Origin of the sequence: Rubellimicrobium sp. CFH 75288, assembly GCF_009904055.1 — a bacterium.
In the GTDB taxonomy this organism is placed as follows: domain Bacteria; phylum Pseudomonadota; class Alphaproteobacteria; order Rhodobacterales; family Rhodobacteraceae; genus Rubellimicrobium.
Map to the genome: position 1 here is coordinate 1 of NZ_WYDP01000056.1, position 931 is coordinate 931.

Consider the following 931-nt stretch of genomic DNA (forward strand, 5'->3'; position numbering starts at 1 on the left):
GTGATCGGGCGCACCGGGGCTTCGAGCAGGGTCAGGATCGCCACGCCGTCGACGAGGTCATGCGACAGCACCTCAACGCGTCGCCCTACATTCGCGCCGCTGGTCCATTCGACCAGGCCGAAGGCGAACCAGCCTGCAGTGAAGGTGCCGAGGCCAGAGGCCGTGAAGGCCCGATCGCGCAGCACATCGATCACCGCGCCGGTGGCATTGAAGGCCGGGGCCTCGAGGTTCACGCCGCAGCGCGGATCGCCCAGCGCGGCATCGCAGCTGGCCTGAAACGTGCGCCCCACCGTCTGGCCGAGGACATGGGCGAGGCTGCGCACCTCGGCGACGAAGGCCAGCCGCCCGCGGCGGATCTGGCCGATGGCCCCGCGGCGCAGGAGCACGCGTTGCGCCGGGATCGCCCAGTTCACCCGCCAGACTTCGACCGCGGCATTGTCCCACCGGCCGTCGAGGATGTCGGTCTCGGTGATCCGGTCCGACGACAGCACGCCTTGCGCGTCCTGCGCATCGACGGACAAATCTGACCCCGACCGCACCTCGGACGCCGTCAGCCCGCTTTCCGGTTCGAATTCGGTCCCGTCGAACGACAGAGCCCGGTCGTGATCGGTGAAGCCGAAAGTCACGCCATCGGCGCGGGTGATACGCCAGCACCAGGCCAGCGTCGTCGTGCCGTCGTCGAGATGGGCCTGCAGCGCGGGCGGGAGGGACTTCATGGCCGGTCTCCCCGCGCTGCAACCACACATAGGGCGATGACGAACATGCCGATCGCTCCGCCCACGACGATGCCTGCGAGAAACTCAATCATCGCCGCGGAACCCGCGTTCGATCCGGTCCCGCAGGCCGATCAAGCCGAGGCCGAGGGCACTCAGCGCGGCAGGCGATGCATCGCCGGAGCCTGCCAGCGTCGCGACGAGGCGGGCGAAGTCGG

Annotated in this window: 2 protein-coding genes; both read right to left on the reverse strand. The window is 69.5% G+C overall.

The features are described 5' to 3' along the window. On the reverse strand, positions 1–716 hold a 716-nt coding region (locus GT358_RS16350), incomplete at its 3' end, for a DUF2163 domain-containing protein (protein WP_166583693.1). Next, complete coding sequence (locus tag GT358_RS16935; RefSeq protein ID WP_371416319.1) at positions 713–808, reverse strand: DUF3789 domain-containing protein; 96 nt, start codon at positions 806–808, stop codon at positions 713–715. The genes GT358_RS16350 and GT358_RS16935, both read right to left, overlap by 4 nt. Positions 809–931: the final 123 nt, after the last annotated feature.

What these genes read in the sequence shown, in the direction of transcription:
- GT358_RS16935 (WP_371416319.1), bottom strand. Translation starts at nt 808, where the DNA reads ATGATTGAGTTTCTCGCAGGCATCGTCGTGGGCGGAGCGATCGGCATG.